Annotated in this window: 21 protein-coding genes and 1 rRNA gene; 9 read left to right on the top strand and 13 right to left on the bottom strand. The window is 39.7% G+C overall.

Annotated elements, in window-relative coordinates:
• Positions 1-14: 14 nt before the first annotated feature.
• Together HNQ84_RS12555 and HNQ84_RS12550 are read right to left on the bottom strand one after the other, a co-directional pair.
• Positions 15-191: a DUF951 domain-containing protein gene (locus tag HNQ84_RS12555; protein WP_006321132.1), complete on the bottom strand. Its 177-nt coding sequence runs from the start codon at positions 189-191 to the stop codon at positions 15-17.
• A 41-nt stretch (positions 192-232) separates the two neighbouring features.
• Entirely contained in the window at positions 233-1,108 is an 876-nt protein-coding gene (locus HNQ84_RS12550; RefSeq protein WP_435622319.1) for a mechanosensitive ion channel family protein, read from the bottom strand.
• A 182-nt stretch (positions 1,109-1,290) separates the two neighbouring features.
• On the opposite strand from HNQ84_RS12550, the gene yyaC reads away from it, so the two are divergent.
• Entirely contained in the window at positions 1,291-1,881 is a 591-nt protein-coding gene (gene yyaC, locus HNQ84_RS12545) for a spore protease YyaC (protein WP_435622318.1), read from the top strand.
• Here yyaC and HNQ84_RS12540 read toward each other — a convergent pair.
• The 11 genes from HNQ84_RS12540 to rpmH all read right to left on the bottom strand — a co-directional run bounded on the left by HNQ84_RS12540 (position 1,870) and on the right by rpmH (position 11,366).
• On the bottom strand, positions 1,870-2,577 hold the full coding sequence (locus HNQ84_RS12540) for a DUF554 domain-containing protein (protein WP_435622317.1): 708 nt from the start codon (positions 2,575-2,577) through the stop codon (positions 1,870-1,872). The genes yyaC and HNQ84_RS12540 overlap by 12 nt on opposite strands.
• 24 nt (positions 2,578-2,601) lie before the next feature.
• Positions 2,602-3,459: a ParB/RepB/Spo0J family partition protein gene (locus tag HNQ84_RS12535; protein WP_435622316.1), complete on the bottom strand. Its 858-nt coding sequence runs from the start codon at positions 3,457-3,459 to the stop codon at positions 2,602-2,604.
• Complete coding sequence (locus HNQ84_RS12530; protein WP_183242663.1) at positions 3,452-4,213, bottom strand: AAA family ATPase; 762 nt, start codon at positions 4,211-4,213, stop codon at positions 3,452-3,454. The genes HNQ84_RS12535 and HNQ84_RS12530 overlap by 8 nt, the downstream gene beginning before the upstream one ends.
• Before the next feature lie 101 nt (positions 4,214-4,314).
• Positions 4,315-5,166 (bottom strand): nucleoid occlusion protein, encoded by an 852-nt coding sequence (gene noc / locus HNQ84_RS12525; RefSeq protein WP_183242665.1) that lies wholly within the window; start codon positions 5,164-5,166, stop codon positions 4,315-4,317.
• 35 nt (positions 5,167-5,201) lie between these two features.
• Positions 5,202-5,915 carry a 16S rRNA (guanine(527)-N(7))-methyltransferase RsmG gene (gene rsmG, locus HNQ84_RS12520; RefSeq protein ID WP_435622315.1) on the bottom strand — a complete coding sequence of 238 codons (714 nt, stop codon included), beginning with the start codon at positions 5,913-5,915 and terminating at the stop codon, positions 5,202-5,204.
• 13 nt (positions 5,916-5,928) lie between these two features.
• Entirely contained in the window at positions 5,929-7,818 is a 1,890-nt protein-coding gene (mnmG, locus tag HNQ84_RS12515; RefSeq protein ID WP_435622314.1) for a tRNA uridine-5-carboxymethylaminomethyl(34) synthesis enzyme MnmG, read from the bottom strand.
• An 11-nt stretch (positions 7,819-7,829) separates the two neighbouring features.
• Positions 7,830-9,215 (bottom strand): tRNA uridine-5-carboxymethylaminomethyl(34) synthesis GTPase MnmE, encoded by a 1,386-nt coding sequence (gene mnmE, locus HNQ84_RS12510; RefSeq protein WP_435622313.1) that lies wholly within the window; start codon positions 9,213-9,215, stop codon positions 7,830-7,832.
• Positions 9,216-9,384: 169 nt separating this feature from the next.
• Positions 9,385-10,002: an RNA-binding cell elongation regulator Jag/EloR gene (gene jag / locus HNQ84_RS12505; RefSeq protein ID WP_435622312.1), complete on the bottom strand. Its 618-nt coding sequence runs from the start codon at positions 10,000-10,002 to the stop codon at positions 9,385-9,387.
• The gene (gene spoIIIJ / locus HNQ84_RS12500) at positions 9,999-10,766 is read right to left on the bottom strand and encodes a YidC family membrane integrase SpoIIIJ (RefSeq protein WP_435622311.1); all 768 of its coding nucleotides are present in this window, start codon (positions 10,764-10,766) and stop codon (positions 9,999-10,001) included. The genes jag and spoIIIJ overlap by 4 nt, the downstream gene beginning before the upstream one ends.
• A gap of 63 nt (positions 10,767-10,829) precedes the next feature.
• On the bottom strand, positions 10,830-11,168 hold the full coding sequence (gene rnpA, locus HNQ84_RS12495) for a ribonuclease P protein component (RefSeq protein ID WP_435622310.1): 339 nt from the start codon (positions 11,166-11,168) through the stop codon (positions 10,830-10,832).
• Between the two features lie 63 nt (positions 11,169-11,231).
• Complete coding sequence (gene rpmH / locus HNQ84_RS12490) at positions 11,232-11,366, bottom strand: 50S ribosomal protein L34 (RefSeq protein ID WP_003397591.1); 135 nt, start codon at positions 11,364-11,366, stop codon at positions 11,232-11,234.
• 472 nt (positions 11,367-11,838) lie between these two features.
• Between rpmH and dnaA the strand changes: the two genes are divergently transcribed.
• From dnaA to HNQ84_RS12450, 8 genes are all read left to right on the top strand, one after another.
• Positions 11,839-13,182: a chromosomal replication initiator protein DnaA gene (gene dnaA, locus HNQ84_RS12485; RefSeq protein WP_183242677.1), complete on the top strand. Its 1,344-nt coding sequence runs from the start codon at positions 11,839-11,841 to the stop codon at positions 13,180-13,182.
• 157 nt (positions 13,183-13,339) lie between these two features.
• Positions 13,340-14,476, top strand: a complete 1,137-nt coding sequence (gene dnaN / locus HNQ84_RS12480) for a DNA polymerase III subunit beta (RefSeq protein ID WP_055440879.1) — start codon at positions 13,340-13,342, stop codon at positions 14,474-14,476.
• Positions 14,477-14,575: 99 nt separating this feature from the next.
• Positions 14,576-14,788 (top strand): S4 domain-containing protein YaaA, encoded by a 213-nt coding sequence (gene yaaA / locus HNQ84_RS12475; protein ID WP_183242681.1) that lies wholly within the window; start codon positions 14,576-14,578, stop codon positions 14,786-14,788.
• A 15-nt stretch (positions 14,789-14,803) separates the two neighbouring features.
• Positions 14,804-15,919: a DNA replication/repair protein RecF gene (gene recF, locus HNQ84_RS12470; protein WP_055440881.1), complete on the top strand. Its 1,116-nt coding sequence runs from the start codon at positions 14,804-14,806 to the stop codon at positions 15,917-15,919.
• Between the two features lie 60 nt (positions 15,920-15,979).
• The gene (gene gyrB, locus HNQ84_RS12465; protein ID WP_435622309.1) at positions 15,980-17,896 is read left to right on the top strand and encodes a DNA topoisomerase (ATP-hydrolyzing) subunit B; all 1,917 of its coding nucleotides are present in this window, start codon (positions 15,980-15,982) and stop codon (positions 17,894-17,896) included.
• A 72-nt stretch (positions 17,897-17,968) separates the two neighbouring features.
• A complete protein-coding gene (gene gyrA, locus HNQ84_RS12460; protein ID WP_183242686.1) occupies positions 17,969-20,422 on the top strand; it encodes a DNA gyrase subunit A in 2,454 nt (817 codons plus the stop codon).
• Between the two features lie 45 nt (positions 20,423-20,467).
• Entirely contained in the window at positions 20,468-21,553 is a 1,086-nt protein-coding gene (locus HNQ84_RS12455) for an HD-GYP domain-containing protein (RefSeq protein WP_055440883.1), read from the top strand.
• A gap of 146 nt (positions 21,554-21,699) precedes the next feature.
• Positions 21,700-21,792: ribosomal RNA gene (locus HNQ84_RS12450) — 16S ribosomal RNA — on the top strand; the annotation flags it as partial.

Raw genomic sequence — 21,792 nt, 5'->3', positions numbered from 1 at the left:
ACTCCTCTCTTCGTCTATTCCTCGTGCTTTACGAGCACTTTTTTCATTTTTTTCTCAAACTCTTTTCGCGGCAGCAAGACACTATGACCACATCCTTCACATTTGATCCGAATATCCATGCCCATTCGGATAATTTTCCATCGATTTGTACCGCAAGGATGTTCCTTTTTCATTTCGACGATATCATGCATGCCATACTCTTTATTCAATATAGCACACTCCTTTCCGTTGTTTAAGCACGTTCAGCTTGTTGCTCACGACTGTAGAGAACTAAACGAGGAAACGGAATTTCAATTCCCCGCTCATCCAAACGGAGCTTAATCTCTTTTCGCAACGCACGTGCAATATGCCAATGACGCATCGGCTTTGTTTCACACGTAATGCGCATGACAACTTCAGACGGTCCTAAATTTTGTACTCCTAACAATTCCGGTGGACTGACAATGTCTTCATATTTACTTGGCATTTCTTCTAACACTTCGCGAATGACAGCTTCCGCCTTTTCTAAATCACCTTCATAAGCAATACTTACATCAACAACCGCCACACTATTATGCAAAGAAAAGTTCGTTACTTGCGTAATCGTTCCATTCGGTAAAATGTGCACTTCACCCGTGAAACTTTTTAGCTTCGTCGTGCGCAATCCGATTTCTTCAACATGCCCCTCAAATGTGCCGATGCGTACATAGTCTCCAACGGCAAACTGATCTTCAAGGATAATAAAAAATCCCGTAATAATATCGCGGACAAGATTTTGTGCCCCAAATCCGACTGCTAATCCAACGATTCCAGCCCCCGCTAAAATGGCGCGAATATCAACGCCTACAGCGTCTAAAATCATCATAAACGCAATAAAGTAAATAGTATACGTCGCCATATTGTTTAGCAATCGCATTAACGTTGCTTCTCTTCGTTCTGATAGCCGAATCGGCGCTTTCTGACGAACAGCAAAAAACTTCGCAATCGTCAACTTAACAATCTTTAATGAAATTGACGCTAATAAAATAATGGCCACGATTTTAAACAAACTAGCACCTATTGTAACAAGCCAGTCACCTTCAATAATTTTTTCAACGACACGGCCGTATATTTTTTGCACTTTCTCCATTCATCCCACCTCCATCGTAGCAAAATGACCTATACAAGCTCCTTTGCTTGCGCATAAGTTATTGTAACAGTATTTTGCTTACATTTGTAGCGCATGAACTTTCTACGTTGCTCAATGTATATATATTCACATTTTTCCGTATACTGTTACCACGCTACTTCATCGGAGGAGGGAACGGACGTATGCAAAACAAATTTTTTTACGACGAACCAAACGCAACATCCCAACTTGCATCATCACTTTTATATTTACTTCCAACTTCCACACATATCCCAATCGTCATCGTTTGTATCGGCACGGATCGTTCGACTGGCGATTCACTTGGTCCGCTTGTTGGTACGATGCTTGGACAAAAAGGAACATTACCTTTTTATGTGTATGGAACGCTAAAAGATCCGATTCATGCTGTTAATTTAGAAGATAGGCTAAAAGACATTCACCAACAACATAAACACGCATTCATCATCGCTGTCGATGCTTGCCTTGGTCGTGTGAAAAACATCGGGATGGTTGCAATTGAAAAGGGTCCATTAAAACCAGGTGCCGCTGTCAATAAAAATCTTCCTCCTGTTGGTGATGCCCATATTACCGGTATTGTCAATGTGAGCGGATTTATGGAATTTTTCGTATTACAAAACACTCGCCTTCATTTAGTAATGAATATGGCGGAAACGATCGCCACAGGTATTTATGAAGCTGGCATACAACTAAAAAAATACCAGCGGCTTGCGTCATTGCAAACAAACGAACTAAAATATAAACTATCTGAATAACGTATGCATAAAAGCAACGATGAGCGCATTTACTAAAATGCTTGGCAATAAGTTCGCTACACGAACAGATGTAAGATTCAACATGTTCAACCCAATGGCAATAATTAAAATTCCGCCTGTCGCGGTCGATTCAGCAATAAATGCCTCAAGGGCGCTTGGTGGAATGAACTGATCGATTTGCGTAGCCATTAAGGCGATGGATCCTTGATAAACAACAACAGGAATAGCGGAAAAAATAACGCCGATGCCAAACATAGCGGTTAAGATGATGCTCGCAAAACCGTCTAAAATCGATTTTGTATATAGTATGAGATGATCGCCTCTTAACCCGCTATGTAGCGCACCGACAATGGCCATCGAACCGACGACAAACAGAAGTGTGGCACTAACAAACCCTCTAGAAATCGTCCCTTCTGTGCCATATCCTACTCGCCTTTCTACCCATTTTCCTAATCTTTCTAGTTTTTCTTCAATACCCCATATTTCTCCTAATACCCCACCGACAACTAAACTAATAATAACAACTAAAAACTGATCGCTTTCTAACCCCATCTTTACACCGAGAACAACAACGGAAAGTCCAATCCCGTTCATCACCGTCGATTTTATGCGCTCAGGAATATGTCGAAACACAGCACCTAACAGAGCGCCAATAATAATGCATATACCGTTAACAATTGTACCGAGTAAAGCCAATATGTGTCACATCCTATTCATCCCTCAATAAGATTCATCGTATGCATTTAGCAACTGCAAAATACGTGTCAAATCTTCTTCTGAGAAAAATTCGATTTCAATTTTTCCTTTTTTTCGATGTTTTTTAATGGAGACGGACGTTCCTAACCGCTCGCGCAATAACGCTTCGCTTTGCACTAAAAATATATTTTTATCTTCTTTCTTTTTCGATGTTTCACGTGGAACATTTTCGTTCAGTTGTTGAATGAGCGTCTCAAGTTGGCGAACATTGAGCGATTGTTGAATAACTCGTTGAATAACTGCTGAAAGTTTCTGCTTGTTCTTTAAGGCAAGTAATGCTCGACCGTGCCCCATCGATAACGTACCTTCTTCAATCATTTGTTGTACATCACTTGGAAGTGAAAGAAGACGCAGATGATTGGCAATATGCGGACGGCTCTTTCCTAATCGTTTGGCTAGCTCTTCTTGCGTTAATTTGCATTTTGTAAGCAACAACTGATATGCTGTCGCTTCCTCAATAGGGTTTAAATCTTCACGCTGTAAATTTTCAAGCAATGCAATTTCCATCATTTTTTCATCCGAAAGTTCACGTACAACGGCTGGGATAGTTTTCAATCCTGCTAATTGTGCCGCTCGAAAGCGACGTTCACCCACGACAATTTCATATCCCTTGATCGTCTGACGAACGATGAGCGGCTGAACGATTCCGTGTTCCATAATGGATTGCTTTAGTTCTTCTAACGCTTGTTCATGGAACGTTTTGCGCGGTTGATATGGATTAGGGCGAAGTTGTTGAATATCAATTTCTTGAACCGTTTCCCCTTTTTCTGCTTCCAAATTCGTAAAAAGAGCGTGAATGCCTTTCCCGAGCCCTTTAGCCATTTGCGATCACCTCTTTCGCAAAGTCTGCGTATACTTCCGCTCCCCGCGATTTCGCGTCGTACAAAATAATCGGCTTTCCATGGCTTGGCGCCTCACTTAGTCGAACATTGCGCGGTATAATCGTTTCATACACTTTTTCACGAAAATACTTTTTCACTTCTTGAATAACTTGAATACCAAGATTTGTGCGCGCATCAAACATCGTCAGCAACACACCTTCAATACGTAAATGTGAATTTAAATGTTTTTGTACAAGACGAATCGTATTTAATAATTGACTAAGCCCTTCCAATGCGTAATATTCACACTGCACAGGAATTAATACTGTATCTGCTGAGGTTAAAGCGTTAATCGTCAACAATCCGAGTGAAGGCGGACAGTCGATAATAATAAAATCGTACACGTCTTTGATTGGACTTAACGCTTTTTGTAGGCGCACTTCCCTCGAAACAATCGGAACGAGTTCAATCTCAGCACCAGCCAGTTGAATGGTGGCAGGAATAATATGCAATCGTTCGATGTTAGTCGGACGAATGACTTGACGCACATCTACTTCCTCAACTAATAAGTCATATGCGCATTGTTCAATTTCATGTTTTTCCACGCCAATCCCACTTGTCGCATTTCCTTGCGGGTCGATATCGACAAGTAACGTCTTTTTTCCCATATGGGCTAAACATGCCGATAAGTTTACGGCTGTTGTCGTTTTGCCAACACCACCTTTTTGGTTGGCAATCGCAATAATTTTCCCCACAATGCTCCCCATCCTTTACATATAATACTTTTATTGTATCATGAATTTTTCAATATTTTCATATACAAAAAGAAAACCTCATCGTCATTTTAGATGAGGTGTTATTTTTGTTTCTTCGGGATGCGGATTGTAATTTGATAATAGTCTTCAAACTCTTCTTCTTCTGAATCGATGGCGACACCACTATCAGCAACCATCGTTAACGACTGGCGAATCGTATTAACAGCAATGCGCATGTCTTTGCTTAACGATTTTCGTTTCGGTTTCGGGCGCTTTTCATCGTTGTTTTCTTCTAGCATTTTCGCGACTCGATCTTCTGTCTGTTTCACGTTTAGTTGCTTTTGGATAATTTCTTCAAGCAATTTCAACTGTTTATCGTAATCTTTCAGCACAATTAAAGCGCGCGCATGACGTTCTGTAATTTGACGTTGTAACAATGCGTCTTGTACTTCTTGAGGCAGTTTTAATAAACGAAGTTTGTTGGCAATCGTTGATTGTCCTTTTCCAAGTCTTTGCGCTAACGCTTCTTGCGTCAAATGATGCAATTCTAACAAACGAGCATAAGCGATCGCTTCTTCAATCGGAGTTAGCTCTTCCCGCTGTAAGTTTTCAATTAAAGCAACTGAAGCTGTTTCCGTATCATTCAAATTTTTAATAATAGCAGGTATATCGGTCCAGCCGAGTTTTTGTGCTGCTCGCCATCTTCGTTCCCCGGCAATAATTTCGAACTTCCCATCTTCACATTCTCGAACAACAATCGGTTGAATCATCCCATGTGTTCGAATCGTTTGAGCAAGTTCATCAATTTTATCTTCAACAAAAATAGTCCGGGGCTGAAAACGGTTTGGAACAATTTGTGAAATAGCAATTCTTTTTATTTCTTCATTTGGTACGACGATTTCTTCTTGCTCTTTTTCACCAAAGCTAAAAAAACGCGAAAAAGGATGCTTCATTTCCCCCTGACACCACCTTTGAGAACTCAAAACATTCATTCAATCGGAAGTTTGTTTGGTACCCCTGGTTTGCGTGGATATTTCTTCGGTGTTTTTCTTCTCTTTTCAATAAAAACGATTGCCCGTTCACTTTCCTCAATCGGTAATAAAAATTGTTCCACTTTTACTACTTCACCACCTAGCACACGAATCGCTGTTTTTCCTTGTTCAAGCTCTTCCTGCGCCGATGCACCTTTCATCGCAATAAACGTTCCCCCTACTTTCACAAGTGGCAAACAAAGTTCACTTAGCACAGATAAACGCGCAACAGCTCGAGCCGTCACGACATCAAACGTCTCACGGACGCTTTTTTGTCCAAACGTTTCAGCGCGATCGTGATAAAAGGCTACCCCTTCAAGTCCGAGTTGTGCCGCTAAATGATTCAGAAACGTAATTCGTTTTTGTAATGAATCAACAATTGATACATGTAAGTGAGGAAAGCAAATTTTTAATGGTATGCTCGGAAACCCAGCTCCTGCCCCAACATCGCAAATAGATAATGGTTGCAAGAAATTGAAATAAAAAGCAGGTGTAATGGAATCAAAAAAATGCTTCAAGTATACGCCTTCTTTGTCAGTAATCGCTGTTAAATTCATTTTCTCGTTCCATTCAACAAGCAAGTGATAATATGTTTCGAATTGAGTGAGTTGTTGAGGAGAAAGTGAAATTCCTTTCTCCTCTAACATTTGTTGAAATACGTTTACATCCATCATTCATCCCTCTTTATTCATTTGACACACGTGCGATTTTTCCCTGCTCTAAATAAACTAATAAAATCGAAATATCGGCCGGATTGACTCCCGAAATGCGTGAGGCTTGTGCAATTGAAAGCGGACGAACTTGCTTTAGCTTTTGTCGCGCCTCTGTCGCCAATCCTGTAATCGCATCGTAATCAATGTCTTCTGGAATTTTTTTATTTTCCATTTTCTTTAATTTTTCAACTTGTTGTAGCGATTTTTCAATGTATCCTTCGTATTTAATTTGAATTTCTACTTGTTCTGCCACTTCAGGATCAACCAGTTGTTCCGCTGGTGCAATCATTTGAATATGTTCATATGTCATTTCCGGACGCTTTAACAAGTCAGCTGCGCGAATGCCGTCTTTTAATTCACTTCCTCCAACATTTCGAATCAGTTGTTGTACTTGTGGTGTCGGCTTAATGATGTAAGACTTTAAACGTTTCTTTTCCGCTTCGATCGCTTCTTTTTTTGCCACAAACTTTTCATATCGCTCTTGTGAAATTAAGCCGATTTTATATCCAATTTCCGTCAATCGTAAATCAGCATTGTCGTGACGTAATAAAAGACGATATTCTGCACGCGATGTTAACAAGCGGTATGGCTCATTCGTCCCTTTTGTCACAAGGTCGTCAATTAAAACGCCAATATATGCTTCAGAACGACTTAAAATTAACTCCTCTTTTCCGAGCGCTTTACATGCTGCATTAATGCCGGCAATGAGCCCTTGGCCCGCTGCCTCTTCATATCCAGACGTTCCATTAATTTGTCCTGCTGTGTATAAACGTTGAACGACTTTTGTTTCTAACGTTGGCCATAGTTGTGTTGGAACAATGGCATCATACTCAATCGCATAACCAGCACGCATGAGCTGTGCTTTTTCTAATCCTGGTATTGTCGCTAACATTTGACGTTGAATATGCTCCGGCAAGCTTGTCGATAAACCTTGTACATATACTTCTTGCGTATGTCTTCCTTCTGGTTCAAGGAAAATTTGATGACGTGGTTTATCGTGGAAGCGAACGATTTTATCTTCAATTGATGGGCAATAACGCGGACCTGTCCCTTTAATCATCCCCGAATACATCGGCGATAAATGTAAATTTTCATCGATGATTCGATGCGTTTCCTCTGTCGTATAAGTGAGCCAACAAGGAAGTTGGTCGGTAATATATTCCTTCGTTTCATACGAGAACGCCCGTGGCACGTCATCTCCCGGCTGAATTTCTGTTTTGCTGTAATCAATCGTATGACTATTTACGCGCGGTGGCGTTCCTGTTTTAAAACGAACAAGTTCAAATCCGAGCTCCTCTAGATGCTCTGAAAGCTTAATCGACGGCTGTTGATTGTTTGGACCGCTTGAATATTTAATATCTCCAATAATGATTTCACCGCGTAAAAACGTTCCTGTCGTAATAACGACAGCTTTTGCGTAATAATGGGCACCCGTATGCGTAATGACACCTTTACACACACCTTCTTCTACGATCAATTTTTCTACTTTTCCTTGTAATAATGTTAAATTCTCTTGGTTTTCTAACGTTTTTTTCATTTCTTGTTGATATAAAAATTTATCTGCTTGTGCACGTAACGCTCGCACCGCAGGTCCTTTTCCTGTATTCAACATGCGCATTTGAATATGCGTTTTGTCAATGTTTTTCCCCATTTCTCCGCCTAACGCGTCAATTTCCCGAACGACAATCCCTTTTGCAGGTCCGCCGATAGATGGATTACATGGCATAAAAGCAATCATATCGAGATTGAGTGTAATCACTAGCGTACTTGCCCCCATGCGCGCAGCAGCAAGCGCCGCTTCGCATCCAGCATGACCAGCACCGACGACGATGACATCATAAGATCCTGCCTCGTAATGCATAAATACCCTCCTTATTTCCCTAAACAAAATTGTGCAAACAATTGATCAATCAAACTTTCGTGTACCGTATCTCCAACGATTTCACCTAACAATTCCCACGCCCTCGTTAAATCAATTTGCACGATGTCGATCGGCATACCTGCTTCGATGCCGTAAATGGCTTCTTCTATTGCTTTTTTCGCTTGTGTTAATAATGCAATATGGCGTGAGTTTGATACATATGTTAAATCGCGTGCCTCTACATCTCCGCTAAAAAACAATGAAGCAATCGCCTCTTCGAGTTGATCGATTCCTTTTTCTTCTAAAAGCGATGTCGTAATAACTGGTGAGCCTTGCGACAATTGCTTCACTCGATCCATATCAATTCGCTTAGGTAAGTCTGTTTTATTAACAATAACAATGACGTCCATTCCTTTGACAGCTTCAAACAGCTGTTCATCTTCTGTCGTTAATGGCTCATTGTAGTTAAGTACGAGTAAAATTAAATCGGCCTCTTTTAACACCTTCCGTGATCGCTCGACCCCAATACGTTCCACAATGTCTTCTGTTTCACGAATGCCTGCTGTATCTAACAAACGAAGCGGTACACCGCGAACATTTACATATTCCTCAATGACATCGCGTGTTGTACCTGGAATATCGGTGACAATGGCTCGATTTTCATGAGCTAAACTGTTTAATAGCGATGATTTTCCAACGTTTGGACGACCGATAATCACTGTCGCTAGTCCGTCTCGTAACACTTTTCCTTGTTGTGCGGTTTGCAATAACCGTTCAATTTCATTTTTTACTTCCGTTGCCTTCTCAAGCAAAAGTCGATGCGTCATTTCTTCGACGTCATCATATTCTGGATAGTCAATATTTACTTCAACATGTGCCAACGTTTCTAAAATCGTTTGGCGCAAGCGACGAATAAGCTTTGATAAACGCCCTTCCATTTGGTTTAACGCGATAGCCATCGCACGATCTGTTTTGGCGCGAATGAGATCCATTACTGCTTCCGCTTGAGATAAATCAATACGACCGTTTAAAAAAGCTCTTTTAGTAAACTCTCCAGGTTGTGCTAGACGGGCTCCGTATGCTAACACGAGTTGAAGAACGCGGTTGACAGAAACGAGACCCCCATGACAATTAATTTCAACAACATCTTCACGCGTAAACGTCTTTGGAGCCCTCATGACCGTAACCATCACTTCTTCAATCGTTTCTTTCGTCTCCGGATGCACTATGTGTCCATAATGAATGGTGTGAGAAGGTACGTCTTTTAGCTGTTTCCCTCCGACACCAACAAATAGTTGATCGACAATCTTTATCGCTTCATCCCCGCTTAAACGGACGATCGCAATCGCTCCTTCACCCATCGGAGTTGAGATCGCTGCAATTGTATCGAACTCCACGCGATTCACCTTCTTTCATAAACGAAATTATCCACATCTATATCATGCATGTTTTATTCACAATGCTAATCAAATAAATTTTAACTTATCCACATGTGAATAACAACATACACACTACGTTTGAATTTACAAAAAAAATTCTCTAGGAACGACTTCCCCTAGAGAATGTTTACCTTTTTAGTGAAATGACGACATGGCGATGCGGTTCCGTTCCAGCTGAAAACGTTTGTATTCTGTCGTCATCGCTTAACGCCGTATGAATGACTTTCCGCTCCCATGCACTCATCGGTTCTAACGAAATATCTTTTCCCATTTGTATCGCTTTTTTCGCCATATTTTTCGCCAAACGAACAAGTGTTTCTTCTCTTCGTTTTCGATATCCTTCCGCATCAATAACAACGCGAAGCGGGCGATCCGTATAACGATTTAACACTCCCTGCGCCAACAATTGTAACGCATTCAATGTTTGTCCATGTTTTCCAATTACTCGCGCAACATCTGGACCTGAAAGGAAAACGACTAAACGCTCTCCTTCCACTTGGCACGCGAGTTGGACATGGACATTCATTTGTTCAATAACATGTTTTAAAAACGATTCGACAAAATGAAATGGATCCCTTACCGTCACTTCAACGATTGCTTCTTGTCCACCGAACAAGCCAAGAAACGGCTTTTTTTCTTGTTGCACAACAACAATATCGACCGCTTCTTTCGACACATGTAATTGCGCTAACGCTTTTTCCACTGCCTCTTCTACCGTTTGGCCCCTCATCGTGATTCGTTTCACTTTCCTGTTCCCCCAGCCTCTTTCGTCGCTTTTAAGTCTGGCCCTTTAATGAAATACGTTTGTACAATCATAAATAAGTTTCCAACAACCCAATAAAGCGAAAGCGCTGCTGGGAAGTTGATCGCAAAGACGACGACCATAATTGGCATTAACCAAAGCATCATAGCCATTTGTGGATTTTGTTGCTCGGTGCCAGCCATCATCATCTTTTGCTGAATAAATGTTGTGACCCCAGCCACAAGTGGCAAGATAAAAAACGGATCCTTTTCACCTAAGTCAAACCATAAAAAATTATGGCGTGCAATTTCTTCTGTGCGCATAATGGCATGGTAAAATCCAATTAAAATCGGCATTTGAATAAATAGCGGCAAACAACCAGCTAACGGATTGACACCATGCTTTTGGAAAAGTAACATCGTTTCTTGTTGAAGTTTTTGCTGCGTTTGTGCGTCTTTTGAGCTATATTTTTCGCGCAGTTTTTGTAATTCTGGTTGTAGCGCCTGCATCGCTTTCGAATTTCTCGTTTGTTGAACCATGAGCGGCAAAATAGCTAAACGAATCAAAATGGTTACGACGATAATGCCTAAACCGTAATTAGAACCAAATAACTCAGACATGTATGTAATTAACCAAGATAGTGGGTAAACGATATACTCGTTCCAAAAACCTTTACTTTCTGCAGTAATTGGTTGGTTAATTTCTGAACATCCTGCTAGTACAACAGCAAGAAGTAAAAACAGCCATGCGACCTGCCTTTTCTTCACTCGTTTTTCCCCCTTACTTTATACGTTCCATGAAATATTTTAGCATATCGGTCGATCAAACATTTAATGAAAAACGTTTGCTCGTCTTAAAACGTGCAATAAACTTTTTTTCGCCTCTTCATACCCCATCGTAGCTACCGGCATGCGTGCAATAATAACATAATCTTTCCCTGCGTCAATCTGCTCTCTCTCTTCGTGGAACACTTGGCGAATATATCGTTTCACACGATTGCGGACGACTGCTTTCCCTATTTTTTTACTAACGGATAACCCGATCCGAAAATACGGTTGCTCTGGTTTATCGAGAACATATAAGACAAACTGTCGATTCGCCACCGATGTTCCTCGCTTGAATACTTCTTGAAATTCATCATTTTTTTTTATGCGATATTTTTTTTTCATGTGCTCTCATCACACCTCGATCGTAACTCCCGTTAGAAAAAAGACCACTGATCGTTCAGTGGCCTATGCAGATAATACTTTTCTTCCTTTACGACGGCGACGAGCAAGAACTTTTCTTCCGTTTTTTGTGCTCATGCGCGCACGGAAACCGTGTACTTTGCTGCGCTTCCGTTTGTTTGGTTGATACGTTCTTTTCATATATGACACCTCCCTGAGGAATAACTGTTAAAAGACAGTCTTTCTAATTATAGTGAGAAATTTAGAGAAATGTCAACTACTCCGGGAGTATCTTTTTTTGAATATATTGTGATTATGAATGTGGATAAATTTTTTGTCGCTTTTTCTGTATCCACAACATTTATCGACAAGTTTTTCACATCTTATAACCTTGTGGATAAAATTTTTTCACAGCTTTTTCGTTTTGTGGATAATATTTTAAAACCATTGCAACATAAGTATTTATCTGCTATTATATTGTTGTTTTTACTCTGGATAATTATATAAGTTTTTTGTATTATCCACAAAATGTGGATAACGTGTGGACAGTTTCGTCCACATAGTGTGTAAATATTTGTCCACAATCGTTGAAAACTGTCGAAAAAAATTTTTTTATAGACAAACACGGTTATACAAAAGTTAAACACCCGCGCGGAGAAGGAGGGAGAGCGGCGTGGAAAATATTTCGGACTTATGGAATAAAGCATTAGCCGAAATTGAGAAAAAAATCAGCAAACCGAGCTTTGAAACATGGTTAAAATCAACGACTGCGCATTCATTAAAAGGCGACATACTCATTATTACCGTCCCAAATGAATTTACAAAAGACTGGCTCGAATCACGTTACACCCGGCTGATTGAACAGACACTTTATGACATTACCGGAGAAGAGTTAAAAATTAAATGCACAATTCCTAATCATCAAACATTGGAAGAATTCGATCTAAAACCAACAAGTAAACCGCGGAAGCATGATGACGAACAAGCAGAATTTCCACAAAGTATGCTGAATCCAAAATACACGTTTGACACTTTTGTCATCGGATCTGGAAATCGCTTCGCTCATGCTGCATCTTTAGCGGTGGCAGAAGCACCGGCCAAAGCATACAACCCCCTCTTCATTTACGGTGGTGTAGGCCTAGGCAAGACGCACCTCATGCATGCAATCGGTCATTACGTTCTTGAACATAACCCATCAGCAAAAGTCGTCTATTTATCTTCGGAAAAGTTTACAAATGAATTTATTAATGCCATTCGCGATAACCGTCCAGATGATTTTCGTAACAAATATCGCAATGTGGACGTGCTGTTAATAGATGATATTCAATTTTTAGCTGGAAAAGAACAAACACAAGAAGAGTTTTTCCATACGTTTAATACACTACACGAAGAAAGTAAGCAAATTGTCATATCGAGTGACCGACCTCCAAAAGAAATCCCGACGTTAGAAGACCGCCTGCGTTCTCGCTTTGAATGGGGCTTAATTACAGACATCACTCCTCCTGACTTAGAAACGAGAATTGCCATTTTGCGTAAAAAAGCAAAAGCCGAAGGGTTCGATATACCAAACGAAGTGATGTTGTATATTGCTAATCAAATTGATTCGAATATTCGAGAATTAGAAGGGGCGCTCATTCGTGTCGTTGCTTACTCTTCTTTAATTAACAAAGAAATTAACGCAGATTTGGCAGCAGAGGCACTAAAAGATATTATTCCAAGTTCCAAACCAAAAGTAATTACGATTCAAGACATTCAACGTGTTGTCGGGGAGCATTTTAACGTGAAACTTGAAGATTTTAAAGCAAAAAAACGAACGAAATCCGTTGCTTTTCCGCGTCAAATTGCTATGTATCTTTCACGAGAGTTAACCGACTGTTCGCTCCCTAAAATTGGGGAGGAATTTGGAGGGCGTGACCATACAACAGTCATCCATGCTCACGAAAAAATTTCAGCTCTCATTCAAACCGACGTTCAACTACAGAAACAATTGAAAGAAATTATGGAGAAGCTGAAATAATGTGAATAACTGTTTGGTGTTTGTGCACAGACTGTCCACATGTGGATAGTCTGTGCTTCCTTTGTTTTATTCACTTATCCACATAATCACAGCGCCTAGTACTATGATTAATAGTTTTTTAAAAAAATATAATAAATAAATTAGGGAGGTTTTCTTTGTGAAAGTTATTATCGATCGCGATCACTTAGTGAGAAGTGTACAAGATGTAATGAAGGCTGTATCATCTCGCACGACAATTCCTATTTTGACTGGAATTAAAATCGTTGCTTCTGAGCAAGGTGTTACATTGACAGGAAGTGATTCAGATATTTCGATTGAATCGTTTATTCCAGCAGAGGAAAAGGATCGCGTTATTGTTGACGTCATTAAACAAGGAAGTGTGGTTCTACAAGCACGATTTTTTAGTGAAATTGTTCGTAAGTTACCAAGAGAAACCGTAGAAATCGAAGTAAAGGATCAATTTGTCACAACAATTCGCTCTGGAAAAACGGAATTTCACTTAAACGGATTGGATCCGGAAGAATATCCACGCTTACCACAAATTCAAGAGGAAAATATGTTTCAAATACCAGCGGATTTGTTAAAACATGTGATTCGCCAAACAGTATTTGCAGTGTCCACCTCAGAAACACGTCCAATCTTGACAGGTGTAAACTGGCGAATTGAAAATAATGAGCTTACGTGCATTGCAACAGATAGCCACCGACTGGCTATGAGAAAAGCAAAAGTAGAAACAGAATCAGAAGCATACTACAATATCGTCATTCCAGGAAAGAGCTTAAACGAGCTAAATAAAATTCTCGAAGAATCCAATGAGCCTGTTCACATCGTTGTAACAGAAAATCAAGTATTATTTAAGACAAAACATTTGTTGTTTTTCTCACGTTTGTTAGATGGGAACTATCCAGATACATCTCGACTTATTCCAACAGATAGCCAAACAGATATGATCGTAAAAACGAAGGAGTTTCTACAAGCAATCGACCGTGCGTCATTACTAGCACGTGAAGGAAGAAATAACGTTGTTCGTTTATCCACGCTGTCTGACAAAGTCGTTGAGATTTCTTCAAACTCACCTGAGATCGGAAAAGTTGTAGAGGAAGTACAGTGTGAACAAGTAGACGGAGAAGAATTAAAAATTTCTTTCAGTGCAAAATATATGATGGATGCATTAAAGGCGTTAGAAGGAGCAGAAATTAAAATTAGTTTTACTGGTGCAATGCGCCCATTTTTAATTCGACCACTTCATGACGATTCCATGCTCCAATTAATTTTACCTGTGCGCACATACTAAAAGCTGCTAGATCACCTAGCAGCTTTCCTTTTCTTCACCCTTCTTTTTTAGTACAATGAAAGAATGGACACTTTTTATAAGAAAGTGAGCGGATGAGAAATGAAAGAAATAAAAATTTCAACAGAAACCATTACACTTGGACAATTTTTAAAACTAGCGAACGTCATTTCAACAGGCGGAATGGCGAAATGGTTTTTACAAACAAACGATGTACTTGTTAACGGGGAACGAGAACAACGTCGTGGTCGCAAACTAAGAGCAGGAGACGTTGTCGACATTCAAACAATCGGTACATTTACGATTTGTTCGTAAAGGTGGGGGGCACCTTTGTTTTTAGAACAGTTAACTTTAAAAAATTACCGCAATTATGAACAAGGTTGTTGGCAATTTCAAAACAAAGTAAATGTCATTTTAGGGGAAAACGCTCAAGGTAAGACGAACATCATGGAATCAATTTATGTCTTGTCGATGGCAAAATCACATCGAACGACGAATGATAAAGATTTAATTCGTTGGGACAAAGATTATGCTAAAATAGAAGGTAAAGTAGGAAAGAAAAACGGCCCAATTTTTTTACAGTTAACCGTGTCGAAAAAAGGGAAAAAAGCAAAACTAAATTATATCGAGCAGGCAAAATTAAGCAGTTACGTCGGGCATATGAACGTTGTCATGTTTGCCCCAGAAGATTTAAACCTTGTAAAAGGAAGCCCACAAATTCGAAGACGTTTTATCGATATGGAAATCGGTCAAGTATCTCCTGTTTATATGCATGAACTTGGTCAGTATCAAAAAGTGTTGCAACAAAGAAATCAATATTTGAAACTACTCCAGTCAAAAAAACAGACAGACGAAACGTTTCTTGATGTGCTCACAGAACAACTTGTGGAACTCGCAGTAAAAATCACACTCAAAAGATATGAGTTTATCGAATTATTACAAACATGGGCGAAACCGATTCATGCCGAAATTAGTCGAGGTCATGAACAATTGGCCATTCATTATTGTCCTTCGGTTGATGTATTAGACAAACAACAATGGTCGAGAATAGTAGAAGTGTATAACGATAAGTTTACACAAATAAAAACCAAAGAAATCGAACGAGGTACAACGCTCATCGGTCCGCATCGAGATGATTTATCGTTTACGATTAACGGAAAAGATGTACAGACGTTCGGTTCCCAAGGTCAACAACGAACGACGGCCCTTTCATTGAAACTAGCTGAAATTGATTTAATTTTTTCGGAAATCGGCGAGTATCCTATCCTTTTACTCGATGATGTTCTATCAGAGCTAGATGATTTTCGTCAAACACATTTGTTAAATGCTATACAAGGCAAAGTGCAAACATTTGTAACAACAACAAGTATAGATGGGATTGAACATCGCGTCGTTCGAGACGCAGATGTGTATGAAGTTGTCTCGGGACAAATGATGAGACGATAGTTGTTCATAAACCTCGAACATATTGTTCGAAAAGGAAAGCGTAGGTGATCAATAGTGGCGATGGAACAAAGAGATCAAATTGTTTATGATGAAAGTCAAATCCAAGTTCTCGAAGGGTTAGAAGCAGTACGAAAAAGACCGGGGATGTATATCGGATCAACCGGACCGAAAGGATTGCATCATCTCGTTTGGGAAATTGTTGATAACAGCATTGATGAAGCGTTAGCTGGATTTTGTACGGAAATTAACGTCATTGTTGAAGAAGACAACAGCATTACAGTAATAGATAACGGTCGAGGGATTCCTGTTGGTATTCACGAAAAAATGGGGAGACCAGCTGTTGAAGTAATTATGACTGTGTTGCACGCCGGTGGAAAATTTGGTGGCGGCGGATATAAAGTGTCTGGGGGATTGCATGGAGTCGGTGCATCCGTTGTTAACGCGTTGTCCGAAGAGCTAGAAGTATATGTGCATCGCGATGGGAAAATTCACTATCAAAAATATAAGCGTGGCGTACCTTGTGCAGATTTGCAGGTTGTAGGTGAGACAGATCGGACAGGTACAACCATTCATTTTAGACCAGATCCAGAAATTTTCACAGAAACGACGGAGTATGATTACGACACACTTGCGCATCGCTTGCGAGAGCTTGCTTTTTTAAACAAAGGCATTCGTATTACCTTAGAAGATCGACGTGATGAAAAGCGACGTAACGAATACTACTATGAAGGTGGAATTTCTTCATACGTTAAACATTTAAATCGGACAAAAGAAACGCTTCACGAGGAACCCATTTACATTGAAGGGGAAAAAGAAGGAATTCAAGTCGAAATCGCCTTACAATATAACGATGGTTATACAAGTAATATATACTCATTCGCTAATAACATTCATACGCATGAAGGTGGTACGCATGAGCTAGGGTTTAAAACAGCTCTGACGCGAATTATTAATGATTATGGTCGTAAAAACAATATGTTTAAAGAACAAGATGCCAATTTAACGGGTGAAGATGTACGGGAAGGATTAACGGCCATCATATCAGTAAAACACCCGGCACCGCAGTTTGAAGGACAGACGAAAACGAAACTTGGCAATAGTGATGCTCGTACGGCGACAGAGTCTATTTTTGCTGAACAATTTGAAAAGTTTTTACTCGAAAACCCAGCAGTTGCCAAAAAAATTGTTGAAAAAGGAATTTTAGCTTCTAGGGCACGTCTAGCAGCGAAGCGAGCGCGGGAATTAACGAGAAGAAAAAATGCCCTCGAAGTATCGAGTTTGCCTGGGAAATTAGCTGATTGTTCATCGAAAGATCCAGCGATATGTGAACTATATGTCGTTGAGGGGGATTCAGCAGGCGGTTCTGCAAAACAAGGACGCGATCGTCATTTCCAAGCGATTTTACCGTTGCGTGGAAAAATTATTAACGTTGAGAAATCAAGATTAGATAAAATTTTATCCAACAATGAAGTACGTGCAATTATTACAGCTCTTGGTACGGGAATCGGAGAAGATTTTGATATTACAAAAGCTCGTTATCATAAGATCATTATTATGACCGACGCGGATGTCGATGGTGCTCACATTCGCACATTGTTATTAACATTTTTCTATCGCTATATGCGCGAGGTAATCGAACAAGGTTATGTTTATATCGCTCAGCCACCTTTATATAAAATTCAGCAAGGAAAACGAATTGAATACGCATATAGTGATCGACAACTTGAAGAAATATTAGCTCGGTTACCTGAACAACCGAAACCAATTATTCAACGTTACAAGGGTCTTGGAGAGATGAATCCAGAGCAACTTTGGGAGACGACGATGAACCCTGAGACGCGTACATTGTTAAAAGTGAGTTTGCAAGATGCCATGGAGGCGGACGAAACATTCGAAATTTTAATGGGGGACAAAGTCGAACCGCGTAGGCAGTTTATCGAGGAAAACGCGAAATATGTAAAAAATCTAGATATTTAAACATGTCGGAGAGTGTTTGTTCACCCTCCCCTTGTTTTATTATTTTGTTAGGTAAGGGAGGTTCGTTGCTGTATGTCTGAAAGAGTAAAGGAAGTGAGTATTAGTCAAGAAATGCGTGCATCGTTTCTCGACTATGCGATGAGCGTCATTGTATCCCGTGCGCTCCCTGATGTGCGTGACGGACTAAAGCCAGTACATCGTCGTATTTTATATGCAATGCACGATTTAGGAATGACGGCGGACAAGCCTTACAAAAAGTCGGCACGTATTGTTGGTGAAGTGATCGGTAAGTACCATCCGCATGGTGATGCAGCGGTATACGATACGATGGTGCGGATGGCACAAGATTTTAACTATCGATATATGCTTGTGGATGGACACGGAAACTTTGGATCAATTGATGGTGATGCCGCAGCAGCAATGCGTTATACAGAAGCAAGAATGTCGAAAATTTCAATGGAGCTGTTGCGTGATATTAACAAAGACACGATCGATTACCAAGATAATTATGATGGTTCAGAACGTGAGCCAATTGTTTTGCCTGCCCGTTTTCCGAATTTACTTGTGAACGGATCTTCAGGGATTGCGGTTGGGATGGCAACGAATATTCCCCCGCATCAACTTGGAGAAGTCATTGACGCTTTATTGGAACTGATGAAAGATCCCGACATGACGGTTGCTGAATTGATGGAATATTTGCCGGGCCCTGATTTTCCGACAGGTGCGCAAATTATTGGAAGAGGCGGGATAAGAAAAGCGTATGAAACAGGACGTGGTTCGATCACATTACGTGCGAAAGCTGAGATTGAGCAAAAAGAGAACGGAAAAGAAATGATTATCGTCCGTGAATTACCTTACCAAGTCAATAAAGCCAAGTTAATTGAAAAAATTGCTGAACTTGTCCGTGAAAAGAAAATCGATGGCATTACAGATTTACGTGATGAATCTGATCGGAGCGGTATGCGCATTGTCATTGAAGTAAGAAGAGATGTAAGTGCACATGTAGTGCTCAACAATTTGTACAAACAAACAGCTTTACAAACGAGTTTTGGGATCAATATGCTTGCGCTTGTTGATGGACAACCGAAAGTATTAAATTTAAAACAATGTTTACAACATTATTTAGACCATCAAAAAATTGTTATTCGTCGTCGCACTCAATTTGAGCTAAACAAAGCAGAAGCTCGCGCACATATTTTAGAAGGTTTACGCATTGCCCTTGATCACCTAGACGAGGTAATTGAGCTTATTCGTCAATCTGCAACTGTAGACATAGCGAAAGAAGGATTGATGACAAAGTTTCAGTTAAGTGAAAAGCAAGCACAAGCTATTTTAGATATGCGTCTACAACGTTTAACGGGACTAGAGCGTGAAAAAATTGAACAAGAGTATGGAGAGCTAGTGAAGCTCATCGCACATTTAAAAGCCATTCTAGCTGATGAGCAAAAAGTTTTACAAATCATTCGTGACGAATTGCTTGAAATTAAAGAGAAGTTCAATGACTATCGTCGCACAGAAATAGTAAATGGCGGTTTAGAAACAATCGATGATGAAGATTTAATTACTCGTGAAAATATCGTTGTTACATTAACACACAGGGGATATATAAAACGTCTTCCTGTTTCAACGTACCGGAGCCAACGACGTGGAGGTCGTGGTATTCAAGGTATGAATACGAATGAGGACGATTTTGTCGAGCATTTAGTCATTACATCGACACATGATATCGTTTTATTTTTTACAAATAAAGGAAAAGTATACAAAGCAAAAGGATATGAAATTCCAGAGTTCAGTCGCACAGCAAAAGGTATTCCAATAGTTAACTTATTAAACATTGAAAAAGATGAAGTAATTAACACGGTGATTGCAATCGAACAATTCCATGAAGATGCATTTTTATTTTTTACAACAAAGCAAGGAATTGCTAAAAGATCCCCTTTATCATCGTTTGCTAACATTCGTAACCATGGTTTAATTGCTATTCATTTACATGAAGGCGATGAATTAATATCCGTAAAACTGACAGATGGTCATAAACATATGATTGTGGGGACGAAAAAAGGAATGTTAATTCGTTTTCCTGAGACAGATGTTCGCTCAATGGGACGCACAGCTGCAGGTGTAAAAGCAATTACATTATGTCCAGGCGACGAAGTGGTCGGTATGGAAAGCTTGGATGGTGATGAGGAAATTTTAATTGTAACGCGAAATGGTTATGGAAAACGAACACCAGCTTCAGAGTATCGTATTCAAAGCCGTGGTGGAAAAGGAATTAAGACATGTAATATTACTGAAAAAAACGGCGATGTTGTTGCTGTTAAAACAGTTACAGGTGAAGAAGACTTAATGTTAATGACCGCAAGCGGTGTAATGATTCGTATGGCAGTGAGCGATATTTCCGTTATGGGACGAAACACACAAGGTGTTAAGCTCATTCGTCTAGATGAAGAAAACGAACAGGAGTATGTCGCGACAGTAGCGAAGGTACCAAAAGAAGAAGAAAAAGAACAACTGCAAGAAGCATAGAGGGGAGTTTTTCCCCTCTATGCTTTACAAAGGGGGGGAGAAGACATGTTGTTAGTAAAAACAGCTCAATTACAAGAAGGTTGCATTTTAGCTGAAGATATTATCGGAAAATCGCATCGCGTTATTGTTCCAAAAAATACGGTATTAAATGCGAAACTATTAACTGTATTGCAAAAGTTTCTTGTTGATCAAGTACGTGTACAGTCAGTTCTTGTTGACGGTAGTACATTTCGACCGAGTGAAGTCATTCAAGAAGATGTACCGAAGCCAAAAATAACGGAAAACAAAGATATATTGACCTTATATTTAGAAGTTGTCCAACAATATAAACAAATGTTTCAAGGATGGCAGGCTGGGTTACCTGTGGATATTGGCAAAGTGCGTAAAATGTTTATGCCTTTGTTTGAAAAAGTATTGGAATCGGAAAAGGAGCTACTCTTCTTTCATCATTACTCTACCAAATCAGAGTACTTATTTCATCATGCAGTAACAGTCGGCCTTCTTTCAGGTGTATTAGCGAAAAAATTACAATATGCAAAAGGGGATTACATGCAAGTCGCCATCGCTGGGCTATTAAGCGATTGTGGTATGTCAAAAGTTGACCCGAAAATACTTAACAAAAGTACGGCTCTTACTCCAATGGAATATAAAGATATGCGCCAACATACCGTTTACGGTTATAAAATGGTTCAAAAAATTACTGCATTACAAGAAGGAGTAAAGCTCGCTGTTTTGCAACATCATGAGCGAAATGATGGCAGCGGATATTTACTTAGTGTTCAAGAAGAAAAAATTCACCCTTATAGTAAAATTGTTGCGGTCGCAGATGTTTATCATGCGATGATTTCTGAGCGTCCTTATCGCAATAAGCAATCACCTTTTAAAGTGTTTGAACAAATTCATAAAGATTGTTTCGGAAAATTCGATCTTTCTGTTGTTCAAGCGCTGGCTTCTCTTTTGATGAACCTTTCTTTAGGAGCAAAAGTAAAATTATCGAATGAACAAGTTGGGGAAATTATCTTTTTTGAACAAGATTCACCGTCCTGCCCAATGATTAAGATAATGAATACAAACCAAATCATTTCACTAAAAAACGAAAAAGATTTGTGCATTGAAGAGATTATAAAATGAAATGACAATGGCGATTGTCCATGTCATTTCATTTTTTTATAAAAAAGTGTTGACATTAACAAAGTGCTCTTGTATGATATATCTTGTGCTTGATGTTCTTTGAAAACTGAACAAAACAGCAGTGTAAAAGCTAGAGATATAAACTTTCTATGGAGAGTTTGATCCTGGCTCAGGACGAACGCTGGCGGCGTGCCTAATACATGCAAGTCGAGCGGACGAATCAAAAGCTTGCTTTTGAT

It is taken from the genome of Anoxybacillus eryuanensis, assembly GCF_051200995.1.
Taxonomy (GTDB): domain Bacteria; phylum Bacillota; class Bacilli; order Bacillales; family Anoxybacillaceae; genus Anoxybacillus; species Anoxybacillus tengchongensis.
This window is presented reverse-complemented; position numbering and strand designations above follow the sequence as displayed.